Here is a 17,673-nt window from a genome sequence, read left to right as displayed (position 1 = left end):
CCGCATACGGAACATATACGGCAACACAGCCGACTCTCCCTGCATGCACGCAGGAGGGTCGGCTGTGTTGCTTTTTATCATCAGCCATTCCGGCCGGCCGGGGCATCCATGGCGGATGTCACGGCCGGCCGGAACGCAGGGTTCAGTCTTCCATGAGCTTGCGGTAGCGGCCTTTTTTGATTTCCTCGTTGCCCAGACGACGGGCCTTGTTGATCTCGTAGTCGGAATAGTCGCCCTCGAAGAACACCACCTCGCCGTTGCCCTCGAAAGCCAGGATGTGGGTGCAGATGCGGTCGAGGAACCAGCGGTCGTGGCTGATGACCACGGCACAACCGGCAAAAGCCTCCAGACCCTCCTCCAGGGCGCGTAGCGTGTTCACGTCGATGTCGTTGGTGGGCTCGTCAAGCAGCAGCACATTGCCCTCCTGTTTCAGGGCCAGGGCCAGCTGCAGGCGGTTGCGCTCGCCTCCCGAGAGCACGCCACAGAGCTTACCCTGGTCGTTGCCCGAGAAGTTGAAACGCGAAAGATAGGCCCGCGCATTGACGTCGCGGCCGCCCATGCAGAAACTCTCGGTGCCGCCCGACACCACGTCGTACACGCTTTTCGTGGGGTCGATGTCCTTATGCTGCTGGTCTACGTAGGCCAGTTTCACGGTCTCGCCCACCTCGAACGTGCCGCCGTCGGCCCGGTCGAGGCCCATGATGAGGCGGAAAAGCGTGGTCTTGCCCGCACCGTTGGGGCCTATCACGCCCACGATGCCGTTGGGCGGCAGCGTGAAGTTGAGGTCGGAGAAGAGTACTTTCTCGCCGAAAGCCTTCTGCACATGCACGGCCTCGATGACCTTGTTGCCCAGGCGCGGGCCGTTGGGGATGAAGATTTCCAGCTTTTCCTCGCGATCTTTCTGCTCCTCGCCCAGCATCTGCTCGTAGGAGTTCAGACGGGCCTTGCCCTTGGCCTGGCGCGCCTTCGGAGCCATGCGCACCCACTCGAGCTCGCGCTCCAGCGTCTTGCGGCGCTTAGAAGCCGACTTCTCCTCCTGGGCCATGCGCGTGGTCTTCTGCTCGAGCCACGACGAGTAGTTGCCTTTCCAGGGAATGCCCTCGCCACGGTCGAGCTCGAGAATCCATTCGCTCACGTCGTCGAGGAAGTAGCGGTCGTGGGTTACGGCTATCACCGTGCCCTCGTACTGCTGCAAATGCTGCTCCAACCAGTCAATGCTCTCGGCGTCGAGATGGTTGGTTGGCTCGTCGAGCAGCAGCACGTCGGGCTTCTGCAACAGCAACCGGCACAGGGCCACGCGGCGGCGCTCGCCCCCCGAGAGGTGCTCCACCGAAGCGTCGCCGGCCGGACAGCGCATGGCGGCCATGGCCCGGTCGAGCTTGGAATCGATGTTCCAGGCGTCGGTGGCGTCGATTATATCCTGCACCTCGGTCTGCCGCTTCATCAGCTGTTCCATCTTGTCGGCGTCGCTGTAATACTCTTCCATGCCGAACTTGACGTTGATGTCGTCGTACTCTTTCAGCGCATCGTAGATGTGTTGCACGCCCTCCTGCACGTTCTCCTTCACGGTCTTGGCCTCGTTGAGAGGCGGATCCTGGGGCAGGTAGCCCACGGTATAGCCGGGACTCCACACTACATCGCCCTGCGTGGGCTGCTCCAGCCCGGCAATGATTTTCATCAGCGTGGACTTGCCCGCGCCGTTGAGACCGATGATGCCAATCTTTGCACCATAGAAGAACGAGAGGTAAATGTTCTTCAATATCTGTTTCTGGTTCTGCGGGATAATCTTTGACACCCCGACCATGGAGAAGATAATCTTCTTGTCGTCTACTGTTGCCATGAAATGTTGGTTGTTTAACGTGTAATAGCTTTACCTGTGCAAATATAAGCATTTTAGGGCAATTGGCATCGAAAAAAGCCGACTTTTTATGCCCATCCGGGCAACATGCAGCCTCCGCGGCGGCGGCATGGCGGGAAGCGGACGGCACAGGGACAGAACGAACGCGCCGCAACCGCATGGCCTTTGCGCCGTAATGGCCCGGCGATTACGGCACAACGGCCCCGCGATTGCGGCGCAGCCACACAACGAAAACGGCAGAATGGAAAGACCATTCTGCCGTCGGTGTATGGGAATGGGCCGCAGCCCGGAGGATCACTGCATGTCGTAGACCACCTGCATGAGCAGTTTGCCCAGCCTGTCGGCCTCGTCCATCGTGGGCGCTTCGCTGTAGACACGGATGATGGGCTCGGTGTTGCTCTTGCGCAGGTGCACCCACTTGTCGGGGAAGTCGAGCTTCACACCGTCGATGTCGGTCACCTGCACGCCGACCTCGCGGCCGTATTTCTCCTTGACTTGACGCAGTATAGCGTCCACGTCGGTAGAGGGCGTGAGGTCGATGCGGTTCTTGGCGATGGCGTAAGCAGGGAACGAGGCGCGCATCTCGCTGGCCTTGAGGCCCTTCTGTGCCATGCTGCTCAAGAAGAGGGCAATGCCCACCAGCGCGTCGCGGCCATAGTGGCTCTCGGGATAAATGACGCCGCCGTTGCCCTCGCCGCCAATGACTGCACCCACCTCTTTCATCTTGGTGGTGACGTTCACCTCGCCCACGGCCGACGCATAGTAGGTGCAACCGTGCTTCTCGGTGACGTCGCGCAGGGCGCGCGTGGAGCTCAGGTTGCTCACGGTGGGGCCTTTCACATGGTCGAGAATATAGTCGGCCACGGTGACAAGCGTGTATTCTTCGCCATACATGCGGCCGTCTTCCTGAATGAAAGCCAGCCGGTCCACGTCGGGATCGACCACCACACCGAGGTCGTAGCCGCCCCCGGCACAGGTCTGCATGATGCCGCCTAAGTTCTTTTCGATGGGTTCAGGGTTGTGCGCAAAGTCGCCATTGGGCTCGCCGTTGAGGAAAGTGGCCTCCACGCCAAGGGCCTGGAACAGCTGGGGCAGGATGATGCCGCCCACAGAGTTCACGGTGTCGACCACCACACGGAAGTGGGCCTTGCGGATGGCTTCGAGGTCCACGAGATCGAGTGCCAGCACGGCGTTGATGTGACGCTGGTTGTAAGTGTCGTCCTCGGTGTAGCTGCCCATGTGGTCCACGTCGGCAAAATCAAAATCTTCATGCGCGGCAATGTCGAGCACTTCGTTGCCGTCGGCCTTGGTCAAGAACTCGCCCTCGTGGTTGAGCAGCTTCAAAGCGTTCCAGTGGCGTGGGTTATGGCTGGCCGTGATGATGATGCCGCCCTCGGCTCCGCTCATGCGAACGGCAAGCTCGGTGGTGGGCGTGGTGGCCAGTCCAATGTTGACCACGTCGTAACCCATGCCCATCAGTGTGCCGCAGACCACGTGGCTGACCATGGAACCCGAGATACGGGCGTCGCGGCCCACGACGATTCTGTTGCTCAACGACTGGCCGCTGCGGCGGATGAACGTGGCATAGGCCGAGGTAAACTTCACGATGTCCAGCGGGTTCAGGGTGTCGCCGGCGCGACCGCCGATGGTTCCGCGGATGCCCGAAATGGATTTGATTAATGTCATAGCATGCTGTTTAAAAAGAGCAAGGCGAACGATACCCGCGGCAAAAAGGCCGCAACACTTATCGTCCGCGCTCGTAGGTGATGTCGTAGAGATAGGGAATGACGTTGTAGGTGGCCGTGGAGTGGCCCACGTCGTGGGGCACGATGATGCGTACCCGGGCTATCTCGTCGTCGGGCTTGGCCACACGGCCCACGTTGATAAACGTCAGAGGAACCAGCCAGCCCTGGGGAACGGACGTGGACGACAGCCGATGGGCCAGCATGAGCGAGCTCTCACCGGAAATGAATATGCCGGAGAATGTGCCAGAGTTGTCGGTAACCGACATCTTGTCAACCAGCGAGGCAAAGCTACTTGTCAGCATATTGGAGGCCTCGATGGAGTCGCCGAGCATGTTGCGCTCGGTGTATCTGCAGAGCACAGTGGCCGTCTCACCGTTCTTGAGCCGCTCGCCGCAGCCCCGACGGACAATCTGCATATACACGCCCGACGACTCGAAAAGCACCCACTCGTTCTTTTTCACGTCGGTTGTGGTGTCGCGCAGGAACTCGGCCTCGGAAATAACGGTGACAGCAGAGTCGGCTATGTATTTGCTGATGGCGGCGTTGGCGCGTTTCTTCTGGTCGGCATAGGTCTCCTCGTTCCTGCATCCCATAAAAGCCATGAGGGCCAGCAGGAGCAGAGAGAGGGTAGTTAGTTTCTTCATGTGAACACGTTTTGGCTGCAAAGATAGCAAAAAACTAAGGAGTTAATGCGTAAAAAAACAAAAAACTAAAATAAATATCATTAAGCCCCCGAGCGGCCACCCAGCGCATCGGCATAGTAGCGAAAAGCCTCGCGCGTGATTTTTTCGGCCTCGTCCATGGAGCAGTCGAGATAGCCGCCACTGGCGTTGAAGTGGCCGCCGCCATTGAAGAAGCGGCGCGCCATGTCCTCTACCGAGAAGTCGTCGACCGAGCGCAGGCTCACCCATATCTTGTTGTCCACGCGGTCGTCCTCGCGCAGGGAGACCGAGACTTTCATGCCGCGGATGCGCAGGGGTTCGTTGACCAGGGCCTCGGCATCGCCGCGCACGTAGTGGAAGTCGCGCATGTTCTGTCGCGTAATCGTGTAGTAGGAGGCATGGATGTCGTCGAATACATTGAGTTTCTGCGACATGAGGTAGCCGCGCAGACGGATGGCCCACTGGCTGTAATTGTTGTACACGTTGCGGTAAATCTTGTCTTTGTCGATGCCCTTGGTGAGCAGTTGACAGATGATGAAGTAGATTTCGGGACGGGTGGAGTTGAAAGTGAAGCCGCCCGTATCGGTCATCATGCCACAATAGACGGGGATGGCAAACTTGCGCGAGAGGGTATCGAAGCCGCCAAGCTGCCACATCACACGGAACACCACCTCGGAGGCCGAGCTGAGTTCGGGGTGGGAGACAGTGAGGCGGGTGGGGATGGTGGGGTCGAGATGGTGGTCGAGCATCACGCGCGGGGCCTTGCAGTCGGTCAGAGCCTGCTCCATAGCCTCCACGCGGTTGAGCCCGTTATAGTCAATACAGAACACGAGCTGGGCCTCGTCGAACGCCCGCTGCACCTCGTCGGGGTGTTTGTCGTATCTGACGATACGCTCGCTCATAGGCAGCCACATCAGAAAATCAGGGTAGGCATTGGGGACGGCGAGAAAGGGTTCTTTGCCATAATGTTCGCAAAGATAGGCATACCATCCGAGGCAGGCACCAAGGGCGTCGCCATCGGGACGGGAATGGCCGGTAATAACAATATGTTCTGACGCGCGAATGAGCGCGTCGAGCTCGTGGGCCTCTTCGGCCGTCAGCAAGTTCAAATCCATCATGGCTGCAAAGTTACGAAAAAGATTGCAGACCGTGGGCCGGCCATTCGGGCTTTTTCGCGGTGGCCATGGTGGATAGTTCGGCAAGTGCAGGAAAGGATACGGAGCACATGAAAGCCCGTATGGTGCCCACGTCCATCCATAAAACTGGGGCTAAATGCCTGTACAGCAGAAAGGGCTGCATCCGCTTCGCTCCCATTTGGGTAAGCGCAACGGATGCAGCCCTTGCATCAATGGTTGGCGGCAGTGCCGCCCACGTAGCTCTGATTAGAACAGCTTGGACGGATAAACGCCCTCGTCAATGAGCGCTTGTATCTTAGCCACCACGCTGGGACGGTCGGCCGAATAGGTCACGCCGAACCACTTACTCGTGGTATCGAGCACCTCGCAAGTGGCTGTTCCGTTGTTGACCAAATTGTTTACCACCCAAGGAATCAAGTATTCAGCCTTGGGGTTGGCCTTGGTCTCGGGAGACGACAGGAACTCCTCGAAGAAGCGATCGCTGTGCTCGAAGTAGTCGGGAGTGAAGCCCCACACGTTCATGCTCACCGGACAGGTGTCGGGAATCTGCACCCATTCGCCTTTCTCGTCCTTGTAGGCCACCACACCGTCGGCCTTGCGCTCAATCTCTGTACGCTCCACACAGGTGGTCAGATGGCCGGCCTCGTTCTTGGAGCATACCCCGCGCGACACGGTTCCGTTGTCGGAAAGGGTGTTGCCTACGCGGAAACCCACCATGGCATACGTGTTCTTGCTGCCCTCGGGAAGCTCGGAGAGGAACTTGCCCATCACCTTGAAGCAGTCACGATTGTAGAAATCGTCGCAGTTGATAACGCAGAAAGGCTCCTTGATTAGGTTCTTGGCCATCATCACAGCATGGTTGGTGCCCCAGGGTTTGGTGCGGCCTTCGGGCACGTTGTGGCCCTCGGGAATCTTGTCCAGAGCCTGGAAGCAGACTTCTGCAGGGATGTGCCCCTCGTACTTGGCAAGCACCTGCTGGCGGAACTGCTCCTCGAAATCCTTGCGAATCACGAACACAATCTTGCCGAAGCCCGCCTGAATGGCGTCATAGATGGAGTAATCCATGATGGTCTCGCCGTTGGGGCCCAAGCCGTCCAACTGCTTTAAACCACCGTAACGACTGCCCATGCCGGCAGCAAGAAGTAACAATGTAGGTTTCATGTGTGCTGTATTTAATGAATAGAATGAATTTGTTCTGCGTGCAAAGATAGCAAATATTTTTAATAAGCCTACGCCATGGTGGGAAAAACTATGATTTAAGCCCCTCGAGTTCCACGAGATAACGCTTCAGCTCAAAGACCCACACCTTGTAGCCGAGAGCGGAGAGCTGAATGCCGTCCAAGGTCAGCTCTCGACGCAACTCGTTGGTGCCGTGACGCACAAAACTCTTAAAGAGGTTCACATAGCTGATGGCATGCTGCTCGCAAAAGTGACGCAGCTTCACGTTGAGGGCGGCAATCGTTTTGGATTTGCCCTGAAGGGGATTGGATTGACCCTGCTGCGCGTTGGTTTTATCTTGGAGGTTTGTCGGCGCAGACTTGTCCATGCTGAATGTTTCATGAACCGGAAGGTTGCTTTCTACAAAGAGACGCGTACCGAGCGACTCCCGGCGAATGTACGTAATGATTTTTATACAGGACTGATAAGTCTCTTCAACACTCCGATGATTCAAAATATCATCCCTGCCTACCATCAGGAATATGGCCTTGGGACGGCCGGCAAGAATCTGCTGCAACCTGCGGAACAGACCCGAGGTATCATCGCCCGCAATGCCACGATTGCGCACACGCTTCCAGTGCAGTAGCACATTCCAGTCACCCGCGTACTCTGTGAGTCCCGCTCCCAACATCACAACATCCGTGCTGTCTATGGCCCGCATCTTTGAAAACTCTCCCATCTTCACGGCATAATGGTTCTGCTGGCCATAACCGGCCATGCCGACACACAGCGAAAAGCAAATTAACAACATCCTTTTCATAGGAACAGACATTCTTTTCTTCATACGGACAAAGATATAAAAATAAGGCAACAATTCCTCCGTTTTTAAATATTATTATGTCCTGACTCTCAAAAGAAAAGACCATCCTCGGCTTCTGCCGAGAATGGTCCCTTATTTTCGCATCTGATTTTCCTTATTTCATTGCAGACAATACTTTCTCGAAATAGCGCTGCGTGCGCTGCACGCTGAAGTGAACTCCACCATTCCATGAACGGATGGCTCGCTCCACGCTGTTCATCGGATTATACTTCGATTGGATGAGCAGAAACATTTCTTTCGACTTTGCAATACTGAATCGATCGGAAAGTTTATATCGTCTCTTACTCTTTCTGCTCCTTAAAATGTTGTTACATTCTGTCACAAGCACTGGAGTAATCTGCATAACACCCACCGAATTGCCACTCTTGGCTTTGGGGTCTCCCTCACTCTCTACCTGAATAATGGCTTCCATGACCGAACTCCAGTCAAATTCCGAGCCATTGTCCGCCGTATTCGAATTACTTTCTGCACAGGCCGGACTCATGACAAAAAGCATTATCAGCAATAAAACATTCTTCAAAAATTTCTCCATAACATACTTTTTATGGAACCTGAACGACAAACCTGCCATTCACAACTATGCCTATGAGAAAGAGTTACGCAATAGTCTTAGCTCCGTTAGATACCTTAGCGAATAGCATCACCACAACAACAAGCAACTGCTATCCTTATTCTTATCGGGTGCAAAGATACGGAAAATACGTGAGACCACCAAATCCATTATCCTATTTTAAAACAACTAATAAATAATCTAAATAATTAGACACCAATCTCATGCCTCTTTCACCCTGTAAATATTCTTTTATTCCCTCTCCCTATAAGGTCTCCTATCACACCCCCTATAAGTCCCTATCCTCCGCCTATAAATTCCTATCACCTCCTATAATTACCTATCATCTCCTATCATAGCCTATAATTGCCTATCACCTCCTATTATCACCTCCTATTATCACCTCCCTCCCCCAACAAAAAAGTTCCCCGCCCACACTTCCTGTGGACGGGGAACCAAAAAGCAGGCAGCTCCCTACTCTCCCGCATTGCATTGCAGTACCATCGGCGCAGACGGGCTTAACTTCTCTGTTCGGAATGGGAAGAGGTGGGACACCGCCGCAACAGCCACCAAAAATAACGAATGACCATCGGCACAAGGCAGGACTGAAAAAGAAAAACAAAGACATGCGCCCGGACACCGCATCAAAGCGGGACAGGGAACGCCACGGCTGAAAAAATGGGGCCCGAAGAAAGCGCTCGGGCAATTAGTAGCGCTCGGCTTTGACGTCGCCGTCTTTACACCTGCGCCCTATCTACGTCGTCGTCTGCAACGACCCTCTACGGAGTTCTCATCTTGCGGAGGGCTTCGCACTTAGATGCTTTCAGCGCTTATCCCGACCAGACGCGGATACCCGGCGGTGCACCTGGCGGCACAACCGGCAAACCGGAGGTCTGTCCGTCACGGTCCTCTCGTACTAGTGACGGCACCACGCAAAACTCCTGCGCCCACGATAGATAGAGACCGAACTGTCTCACGACGTTCTGAACCCAGCTCGCGTGCCACTTTAATGGGCGAACAGCCCAACCCTTGGGACCTTCTCCAGCCCCAGGATGTGACGAGCCGACATCGAGGTGCCAAACCACCCCGTCGATATGAGCTCTTGGGGGGGATCAGCCTGTTATCCCCGGAGTACCTTTTATCCTTTGAGCGACGGAGTTTCCATACACGTCCGCCGGATCACTATGCCCCAGTTTCCTGCCTGCTCGGCATGTCTGCCTCCCAGTCAAGCGCCCTTATGCCATTGCACTCCATAAGGCCGGTTACCAATCGGCCGGAGGGCACCTTTGGAAGCCTCCGTTACGCTTTTGGAGGCGACCACCCCAGTCAAACTACCCGCCAAGCGGTGTCCGCGCATACGCGCGTTAGACCTCAGACAGCCGAAGGGCCGTATTTCAAGGAGGGCTCCACATGCACTGGCGTGCACGCCTCAAAGCCTCCGGCCTATCCTACACATCGGATGACCAAGGTCAGCGCTAAGCTGTAGTAAAGGTTCACGGGGTCTTTTCGTCCCATCGCGGGTAATCGGCATCTTCACCGATACTACAATTTCACTGAGCTCATGGTTGAGACAGCGTCCGGATCATTACACCATTCGTGCAGGTCGGAACTTACCCGACAAGGAATTTCGCTACCTTAGGACCGTTATAGTTACGGCCGCCGTTTACCGGGGCTTCAATTCAACGCGGCACCTTGCGGATGACGTCTCCTCTTAACCTTCCGGCACCGGGCAGGTGTCAGGCTGTATACGTCCACTTGCGTGTTGGCACAGCCCTGTGTTTTTGTTAAACAGTTGCCTGGACCTATTCTCTGCGCCTCCCAAAAAAGGGAGGACCCTTTATCCCGAAGTTACAGGGTCAGTTTGCCTAGTTCCTTAACCATGAATCTCTCAACGCCTGAGTATGTTCTACCCGTCTACCTGTGTCGGTTTGCGGTACGGGTACCACAAGGGTTGAGCTTAGCGGATTTTCTCGGGAGTATGATTACCAGCGCTGTTACCCCTCCCCGAAAGGAGGGGCATACTGTCAGGGTCGGCTCGGAGGGTGGATTTGCCTGCCCTCCTCGGCGCCTACGCCCTTCAACGGGGATTTCCGTCACCCCGCGGCTGTGTCACTGCTCCGTCCCCGCGTCGCCCCATGTGGTAGTAACGGAATGTTGACCGTTTCTGCCATCGCCATCGCCTGTCGGCTGAGGCTTAGGACCCGACTTACCCCGGGATGACTGGCATTGCCCGGGAAACCTTGGACTTGCGGCGGGGGGGGATCTCACCCCCCTTGTCGTTACTTATACCTACATTTGCTTTGCCGTACGCTCCAGGATCAGTCATCTTCACCATTCTGCGCATACGGCATGCTCCCCTACCGATACTTTATTCAATGCTATCCTGCGTCTTCGGCGTCCGCCTTATACCCGATTATTATCCACGCCCGGACCCTCGACCAGTGAGCTGTTACGCACTCTTTGAATGAATGGCTGCTTCCAAGCCAACATCCTGGCTGTCACAGGGACAGGACTTCGTTAGACTAACTCAGGCGGAACTTCGGGGCCTTAGACGGCAGTCTGGATTCTTCTCCTCTCGGGGACGGACCTTAGCACCCGCCCCCTTACTGCACGGCTGCGGCGCATGAGCATTCGGAGTTCGTCAGGTCTCGATAGGCGGTGAAGCCCTCTCGACCTATCGGTCGCTCTACCTCTCATGCGGAACACCGCACGCGGCACCTAAATGCCTTTCGGGGAGTACGAGCTATCTCCAAGTTTGATTGGCCTTTCACTCCTACACACACCTCATCCAGAAGCTTTTCAACGCTTATTGGTGCGGACCTCCATCCGGTGTTACCCGGACTTCATCCTGGACATGTGTAGATCACTTGGTTTCGCGTCTGCCACCACCGACTGAAACGCCCTATTCAGGCTCGCTTTCACTGCGGCTCACGCGTCTCATGACGCTTAACCTCGCCGGTGACGGCAACTCGTAGGTTCATTATGCAAAAGGCACGCCGTCACTGCTATAAGCAGCTCCGACCGCTTGTAGGCGCATGGTTTCAGGAACTATTTCACTCTTCTCATGGAAGTGCTTTTCACCTTTCCCTCACGGTACTCGTTCGCTATCGGTCTCATCCGAGTATTTAGCCTTGCCGGATGGTCCCGGCGGATTCACGCAGGATTACTCGTGGCCCGCGCTACTCAGGATACCACTATGCCGACAAATGCTTCGGGTACGGGGCTATCACCCCCTGCGGCACCGCTTTCCAGCGGATTCCCCTCGCAACTGCCGTGCAACGACGTGGTCCTACAACCCCCAAGCCGCGTTGCCACGGCGTGGGTTTGGGCTCTTCCCCGGTCGCTCGCCACTACTGGGGGAATCATTATCTTATTTTCTTTTCCTGGAGGTACTAAGATGTTTCAGTTCCCTCCGTTAGCCCCCGGAAAAAACACCGGGTGACAGTCCTTCAGACTGACGGGTTGTCCCATTCGGATATCCGCGGGTCAGGGGTCATTTGCACCTCACCGCAGCTTTTCGCAGCTTATCACGTCCTTCCTCGCCTGGATGAGCCAAGGCATCCGCCATGCGCCCTTTCCTACTTTCTTCGACTTTCCCCCATGACAGCTTATCTGCCAGGGGGACGCCCATACTTTCAGCTGTATCGTCCCGCACATGAACACGCACCTCTAAAAAGGCGCGCCACGCGCGGCAAGTCTTCACTTTTTCTTCTTATACAGTCTTGCTTGTGTCAATATGTCAAAGATCTTACGGCGCAAAGCGCACGTGGTGGAGAATATCGGATTCGAACCGATGGCCTCTTGCATGCCATGCAAGCGCTCTAGCCAGCTGAGCTAATCCCCCTTGTCCAATTCATAATTCAAAATGCAAAATGCAAAATTACAGGCCTGCACCGACGGATGTCGGCATTGCGCCGGCGGCATTCCGAACCGGGAACTACAGGGAGCGTACAATACAAAAAACATCGTCCTCGCCCAACCGCACGCCCTCGCCGGACGGCAATCTTGAATTTTGAATCCTGAATTCTGAATTGCAAAAGTAGTCCCAGGCAGACTTGAACTGCCGACCTCCACATTATCAGTGTGGCGCTCTGACCAACTGAGCTATAGGACTCTCTAGCGCCCCACCGGCCCTTGTCAAAAAACGGGGACCGGAGGCAGCCCGGCTTCCTTCTTCCCTTGCTTGTCAAAAACAGGGCAGCAGCAGCAAGAAGATTGGGAACGGCTGGACGAACCGTCACCGCCATACGGCCACACAGGCCAAACGGCGTCATCCCTTCAGAAACACAAGGCATACACGCCCCACAGGGACACACATGCCTTAAGGCTGAACTTTTCATCACAACGTACACCTCACAGGCGACAGCTCCAGAAAGGAGGTGTTCCAGCCGCACCTTCCGGTACGGCTACCTTGTTACGACTTAGCCCCAATCACCAGTTTTGCCCTAGGCCGATCCTTCCGGTCACGGACTTCAGGCACCCCCGGCTTTCATGGCTTGACGGGCGGTGTGTACAAGGCCCGGGAACGTATTCACCGCGCCATGGCTGATGCGCGATTACTAGCGAATCCAGCTTCGTGGGGTCGGGTTGCAGACCCCAGTCCGAACTGAGGGGGGATTTCAGGATTGGACCGCGTTTGCACGCGGCCGGCTTGCTGTGCCCCCCATTGTAACACGTGTGTAGCCCCGGACGTAAGGGCCGTGCTGATTTGACGTCATCCCCACCTTCCTCACACCTTGCGGCGGCAGTGTCCACAGAGTGCCCGGCATGACCCGATGGCAACTGCGGAGAGGGGTTGCGCTCGTTATGGCACTTGAGCCGACACCTCACGGCACGAGCTGACGACAACCATGCAGCACCTTCGCAGAAGCCCCGAAGGGCCTCACCATCTCTGGATCGTTCCTCTGCAATTCAAGCCCGGGTAAGGTTCCTCGCGTATCATCGAATTAAACCACATGTTCCTCCGCTTGTGCGGGCCCCCGTCAATTCCTTTGAGTTTCACCGTTGCCGGCGTACTCCCCAGGTGGGATGCTTAATGCTTTCGCTTGGCCACACGCCCAATAAAAGGGCGGACGGCGGGCATCCATCGTTTACCGTGCGGACTACCAGGGTATCTAATCCTGTTCGATACCCGCACCTTCGAGCTTCAGCGTCAGTTATGCTCCCGTCAGCTGCCTTCGCAATCGGGGTTCCTCGTCATATCTAAGCATTTCACCGCTACACGACGAATTCCGCCAACGTTGCGCACACTCAAGCACGACAGTTCGCGCTGCAATCCAGGTGTTGAGCACCTGCATTTCACAACACGCTTGACATGCGGCCTACGCTCCCTTTAAACCCAATAAATCCGGATAACGCCCGGACCTTCCGTATTACCGCGGCTGCTGGCACGGAATTAGCCGGTCCTTATTCATACGGTACCTGCAAAACACCACACGTGGCGCACTTTATCCCCGTATAAAAGCAGTTTACAACCCATAGGGCCGTCATCCTGCACGCTACTTGGCTGGTTCAGGCTTACGCCCATTGACCAATATTCCTCACTGCTGCCTCCCGTAGGAGTCTGGACCGTGTCTCAGTTCCAGTGTGGGGGACCTTCCTCTCAGAACCCCTACCGATCGTTGCCTTGGTGGGCCGTTGCCCCGCCAACAAGCTAATCGGACGCATCCCCATCAACAAGCGGATAAACCTTTCTTCCAACACGGAGGACCTCGTTGGAATACATAGGGTATCAGACCGCATTTCTACGGATTGTCCCCTGCTTGAAGGTAGGTTGGATACGCGTTACTCACCCGTGCGCCGGTCGCCATCGGCAGATGCAAGCATCCGCCATGCTGCCCCTCGACTTGCATGTGTTAAGCCTGTAGCCAGCGTTCATCCTGAGCCAGGATCAAACTCTCCATGGTAAAATATAACATTGTACGTGCCTACAATCACCACAAGGCCAATGCCCCACGGCAAATGAAAGCACGACGTCTTGCCTGTCACAGAACGCCTGAAAATGTATCGAAGTTCAAGTAAAACCTGTGAATCTCATCCAAAATGAATCGGACGGTTCTCATTCATACCCAATTCCCCGAAACCCAATAAAAACAGGAACGGGGACTTGCTTCTTGTACTACTACTCTGTCTATGTAAATACTTTCAAAGAACTCTTCCTGCATATTCGCCATGAGCCACAATCTTCCGACTGCCTCAACAGCAGCTTCCTGAATCCACGAATCAATTTCTATTATTGCTTGTTTATCCTCGAAAGCAATTGCAAAGTTAATGCAAAATCCGATTCCCTCCAAATAATCAAAGCAGAAAAACGCGAAAACCGCTATATTTTTCTGCTTTAATTACAAAAAGCCTTATATACCTCCTAAGCGAAGAAAGAACCGTCTTTATTCAAAATTCAGCTCTGGAGCCTTTTCTGCTCCTGAATCTGCCTCAAATTTAGTCATTCGCTCAAATCCAAAGACTCCTGCAAACAACACATTCGGGAAAGAGCGCACATTCTGGTTGTATTCCTGAACAGCCATGTTGTATTTCTGCCGGGCCTCGTTAATACGATTCTCCGTCCCCTCCAGCTGAATCTGCAGACTCTTGAAATTCTCGCTGGCTTTCAATTCCGGATACCTTTCGGCCACAACCATCAGCCGACCCAAAGCCTGGGAGAGCTCTCCTTGAGCCGCCTGAAACTGCCTCAATTTCTCGGGAGTCAGGTTGTCGACATCCAGTTTGATTTGGGTTGCGGCTGCTCGGGCCTTGGTCACAGCCTCATAGGTCTCCCTCTCATGCTTGGCATAGGCCTGAACCGTCTTGGCCAAATTGGGTATCAAGTCGGCTCTGCGCTGATATGTGGCCTGTACATCTGCCAAAGCTGTCGTTGCCGCTTCCTGTCCGTTTACCATTCCGTTATAGGAGTTACAAGCTCCCACACAGAGCATACAAAACAAAACAATCACGACGATTGTCACTGTCTTTCCTTTTTTCATTTCTCTTTTAATTAATGTATATACCTTTTAATATAAACCTTTTTATATATAGGCCGGTCATTACCAACCTCCACCGGCACCGCCACCTCCAAAGCTGCCGCCACCGAAGCTACCGCCCGAGACACCTCCTCCGGATGCTGTTCCTCCGCCAAAGATAAAAGGCGGAAACCAATCATCGTCCTTTCGATTTTTACCACGCTTCGTCACCTTGCGGGGAGTCATCAACCCCAGTGACTCCAAAATGTTTCTGACGAACAACCATACGGGCATTCCAAAGAAAATCGCAAAGAGGAAAATTCCCAACCACACGTCCGATTCCGTAGACTCTCCCCCATTGTCGACTTGCGGAATGCCCGTCTTGCCTGTCTTCAACTTCTGATAGATTGCCTTTGAGGTTTCCAGCACAGCATCGCCCACCCGGTTGACCCGCATGTTGGAGACAATGCAAGCACGGCCAATATCATCACACTCAACGTCTGTCAGGTCTGCTTCCAGTCCCTTGCCCGGAGCAATGAAATACCGACGGTCGTCGACAGCCAGGACGATGACCAGTCCCTTCCGTTCCTTTCGGGTACCAACGCCATGCCGGTTGCCCACATCTTGAGCCATCCGAAAGCAGTCGCCGTCTTTCACGTTGCCCACAACCACAAACACAGTCTGCACGCCACATTCCCTGTGCAGCCTCGCCAAATACGCATCCGACGAGTCGCGCTCTTCCTGCGTCAGCCGTTGTTCCGGGTCACAGACATAGCGGTTGCGATCCTGCAAATGAACCATCGGCACCTCATCCGCCGACCACACGTGGGCCCCGACCTGCAAAGGTGCCCATGCCATTGCCCAGCAGAGCGCCAGCAACACGAAGAACGGACCAGTCCTTTTCAAACTTTCCAACATGGAAGCCTACCTTTTATTGAAGAACCGTAGCCTTCAAGATTCTCACATCGTTCACCGGACGACTATAATCGTCGGTGTCCACATAGTCGATGTCTCTCACAACGTCCAGCCCATCTGTCACCTCTCCAAACACGGTGTACTGTCCATCAAGGTGCGGACTTCCACCATATTTCTTATAATGCTCGCGTATCTCGGGTGTGAGCACCACCTTTCCCTGTGTGCGTTCGTCCAGACGCCCCTGCACCCGGTCGAGTCCTAATGTGCTGAACGTGCTGCCATAGACGATGTAAAACTGGGAAGCCGACGAAGACCGCTCCGGGTTCCCTTGGTCGCCCTCGCGTGCAGCCGCCAGTGCCCCACGCTTGTGAAAGAACTGCGGATAGACAATCTCGGCCGGAATGGTGTAGCCCAAGTCGTGGGTGCCCACCGTGTCACCAGGCTTGGCGTGCCTCGTAGTGGAGTCGCCGGCCTGTATCATGAAATCTGCTATCACCCTGTGCCACAGCACGCCGTCATAATAACCCTCGCGTACCAAACGCAGGAAATTGTCGCGGTGACGCGGCGTCTCATTGTAAAGTTCTACGATTATCTTGCCTTTGGAAGTCTCCAAGAGCACCCGCTGACGCGCGGCTACCTCCTGCACTTGTGCCAGCACGGGCACCTGCATCAGGAGCAAGAAGAACAGTACCAAGCGTTTTTTCATATCGTTTGCTTTCATTCCAGCTTTTGTTTTACGCACGTAAAAGTAAGCAATTATCTTGAATTTTGTTCTAAATTTCCCGAAAAATATTAATTTTTAATAGAAACCCAGGACGCTTCCAGCCTTTTTCTTTGCCGTTTAACGGAAATAGATTAAATTTGCAGGATGTTAGAACACCTCCCATGAACGGAAGAAAGACAAACCTCCAAAGAAAAAATGATGGAACATGAATAAAAAAATTATCCTTCCTTTGATACTGGTCATTCTCCTCCTCGCAGGTGGCATTGCATGGCTCTACGTCAGTCTTGACAAGCAGAAACAGGCCAACGAGGAAATGGTGCAACTGGCCGAGATGGACAAGAAAGAGATGGAGAACGAGTATCAGCAGTTCGCCAATCAGTACAGCGAGATGAAAACGCAGATCAACAACGACTCCATCGTGGCCCAACTCACGCAAGAACAGGAGCGCACGCAGCGGCTGCTCAAGGAGCTTCGGGACACCAAGAGCACCGACGCCCGCGAGATTGCCCGACTCAAAAAGGAGCTCGCCACCGTGAGAGCCGTGCTGCGCAGCTACGTCATCGAGATAGACTCGCTCAACCGGCTCAACCAAAACCTCACGGCTGAGAACACACGCATCAAAGGCCAATACGAAGAGGCCAACCGTCAGATCGAGGGACTGAACACCGAGAAACAGTCGCTCTCCGAGAAAGTGGCCATCGCCGCCCAACTTGATGCCGTGGGCATCAGCCTCACCGCCATGGACAAGCACAACAAGGCCACCCGCAAGACCAAGAAAGCAAAGGCCCTGCAAGTCAGCTTCTCACTGGCCAAGAACGTGACTGCCCAGAGCGGCAACAAGACGGTCTACGTCCGTCTCACCTCGCCTACGGGTTCCCTCATGGGCGGCGCTGGGACATTCACTTATGAAAACCGCAGCCTGGAATGCTCCATGAAGCGCACCGTTGAGTACGGCGGCAAGGAGACTCCCGTCTCCCTCTACTATACCATCGACCAAGCCCTGCAGGGCGGCACCTACAGCGTCAGCATCTTTGCCGACGGCAACATGATTGGGAGCCGCAGTTTCACGTTGGAATAACCTTTCCTGAA

At 54.9% G+C, this 17,673-nt stretch carries 11 protein-coding genes, 2 tRNA genes and 3 rRNA genes; 1 reads left to right on the top strand and 15 read right to left on the bottom strand.

The window, feature by feature from the left end; genetic code table 11:
• Window positions 1-142 precede the first annotated feature (142 nt).
• From ettA to PREDE_RS02305, 15 genes are all read right to left on the bottom strand, one after another.
• Window positions 143-1,840: an energy-dependent translational throttle protein EttA gene (gene ettA, locus PREDE_RS02385; RefSeq protein WP_005843696.1), complete on the bottom strand. Its 1,698-nt coding sequence runs from the start codon at window positions 1,838-1,840 to the stop codon at window positions 143-145.
• 312 nt (window positions 1,841-2,152) lie between these two features.
• A complete protein-coding gene (glmM, locus tag PREDE_RS02380) occupies window positions 2,153-3,544 on the bottom strand; it encodes a phosphoglucosamine mutase (RefSeq protein WP_005843697.1) in 1,392 nt (463 codons plus the stop codon).
• A 58-nt stretch (window positions 3,545-3,602) separates the two neighbouring features.
• Window positions 3,603-4,247: a DUF4827 domain-containing protein gene (locus PREDE_RS02375; protein ID WP_005843698.1), complete on the bottom strand. Its 645-nt coding sequence runs from the start codon at window positions 4,245-4,247 to the stop codon at window positions 3,603-3,605.
• Between the two features lie 80 nt (window positions 4,248-4,327).
• The gene (locus tag PREDE_RS02370; RefSeq protein WP_027952587.1) at window positions 4,328-5,380 is read right to left on the bottom strand and encodes a DHH family phosphoesterase; all 1,053 of its coding nucleotides are present in this window, start codon (window positions 5,378-5,380) and stop codon (window positions 4,328-4,330) included.
• 267 nt (window positions 5,381-5,647) lie between these two features.
• Window positions 5,648-6,562 carry a glycosyltransferase family protein gene (locus PREDE_RS02360; protein ID WP_005843701.1) on the bottom strand — a complete coding sequence of 305 codons (915 nt, stop codon included), beginning with the start codon at window positions 6,560-6,562 and terminating at the stop codon, window positions 5,648-5,650.
• Window positions 6,563-6,650: 88 nt separating this feature from the next.
• Window positions 6,651-7,379: a GDSL-type esterase/lipase family protein gene (locus tag PREDE_RS02355; protein ID WP_044126880.1), complete on the bottom strand. Its 729-nt coding sequence runs from the start codon at window positions 7,377-7,379 to the stop codon at window positions 6,651-6,653.
• A 154-nt stretch (window positions 7,380-7,533) separates the two neighbouring features.
• The gene (locus PREDE_RS02350; protein ID WP_015298397.1) at window positions 7,534-7,971 is read right to left on the bottom strand and encodes a lytic transglycosylase domain-containing protein; all 438 of its coding nucleotides are present in this window, start codon (window positions 7,969-7,971) and stop codon (window positions 7,534-7,536) included.
• Window positions 7,972-8,450: 479 nt separating this feature from the next.
• Window positions 8,451-8,563, bottom strand: a 5S ribosomal RNA gene (rrf, locus tag PREDE_RS02345).
• Window positions 8,564-8,674: 111 nt separating this feature from the next.
• Window positions 8,675-11,578, bottom strand: a 23S ribosomal RNA gene (locus PREDE_RS02340).
• A 178-nt stretch (window positions 11,579-11,756) separates the two neighbouring features.
• Window positions 11,757-11,833, bottom strand: a tRNA-Ala gene (locus PREDE_RS02335).
• Window positions 11,834-12,029: 196 nt separating this feature from the next.
• Window positions 12,030-12,103 (bottom strand) — tRNA-Ile (locus PREDE_RS02330).
• Window positions 12,104-12,361: 258 nt separating this feature from the next.
• Window positions 12,362-13,895: ribosomal RNA gene (locus PREDE_RS02325) — 16S ribosomal RNA — on the bottom strand.
• Together the 16S, 23S and 5S rRNA genes with 2 tRNA genes alongside form the textbook arrangement of a ribosomal RNA operon.
• A 480-nt stretch (window positions 13,896-14,375) precedes the next feature.
• Complete coding sequence (locus tag PREDE_RS02315; protein ID WP_005843709.1) at window positions 14,376-14,969, bottom strand: LemA family protein; 594 nt, start codon at window positions 14,967-14,969, stop codon at window positions 14,376-14,378.
• A 60-nt stretch (window positions 14,970-15,029) separates the two neighbouring features.
• Window positions 15,030-15,863 carry a TPM domain-containing protein gene (locus PREDE_RS02310; protein ID WP_005843711.1) on the bottom strand — a complete coding sequence of 278 codons (834 nt, stop codon included), beginning with the start codon at window positions 15,861-15,863 and terminating at the stop codon, window positions 15,030-15,032.
• 13 nt (window positions 15,864-15,876) lie between these two features.
• The gene (locus PREDE_RS02305; protein ID WP_005843712.1) at window positions 15,877-16,581 is read right to left on the bottom strand and encodes a peptidylprolyl isomerase; all 705 of its coding nucleotides are present in this window, start codon (window positions 16,579-16,581) and stop codon (window positions 15,877-15,879) included.
• Between the two features lie 208 nt (window positions 16,582-16,789).
• On the opposite strand from PREDE_RS02305, the gene PREDE_RS02300 reads away from it, so the two are divergent.
• The gene (locus PREDE_RS02300) at window positions 16,790-17,662 is read left to right on the top strand and encodes a GumC domain-containing protein (protein WP_005843714.1); all 873 of its coding nucleotides are present in this window, start codon (window positions 16,790-16,792) and stop codon (window positions 17,660-17,662) included.
• Window positions 17,663-17,673: the final 11 nt, after the last annotated feature.

It is taken from the genome of Prevotella dentalis DSM 3688, from assembly GCF_000242335.1.
Lineage (GTDB): Bacteria > Bacteroidota > Bacteroidia > Bacteroidales > Bacteroidaceae > Prevotella > Prevotella seregens.
The sequence above is the reverse complement of the archived record's forward strand: the minus strand, read 5'-3'. Positions and strand labels throughout refer to the sequence as shown.